At 68.5% G+C, this 403-nt stretch carries 1 protein-coding gene; it reads left to right on the top strand.

Annotated elements, in window-relative coordinates:
- On the top strand, window positions 1-403 hold a 403-nt coding region (locus tag EN884_RS38350; protein ID WP_164895533.1), incomplete at both ends, for a substrate-binding domain-containing protein.

The following is a 403-nucleotide window of genomic DNA, read 5'->3' as shown; positions in this document are numbered from 1 at the left end:
AACGCGGCGTGCGCCGGGCACTCGCCGCGAGCGGACTGACATTGATCGAACGCCATGTCTGCTCGGTCGATATGACCGAGGAGAACGGCTACCGCGCCACCAGGCGTTTGCTGGAAGGGGACGACGCGCCGACGGCGATCGCCTGCTCCAGCCTGATCATGGCGCTGGGCGTCGTGCGTGCGGTGCGCGACCTCGGCTTGAGCATCCCGGGCGACGTCTCGCTGATCGCCCATGACGATGTCTTCCCCTGGCTGAGGCCGGAGAATTTCTCGGTGCCGCTGTCGACGACGCGTTCATCGATCCGTCTCGCCGGCGCCCGTGTCGCCGAGCGGCTGGCGGCACGGATTTCAGGACTGGAGGAGGGCGCGCGAGGCGAGGTCTGGCCGGTCGACCTGGTGGTGAG

Origin of the sequence: Mesorhizobium sp. M7A.F.Ca.AU.001.01.1.1 (genome assembly GCF_004022735.1) — a bacterium.
GTDB lineage: Bacteria > Pseudomonadota > Alphaproteobacteria > Rhizobiales > Rhizobiaceae > Mesorhizobium > Mesorhizobium ciceri.
The sequence above is the reverse complement of the archived record's forward strand: the minus strand, read 5'-3'. Positions and strand labels throughout refer to the sequence as shown.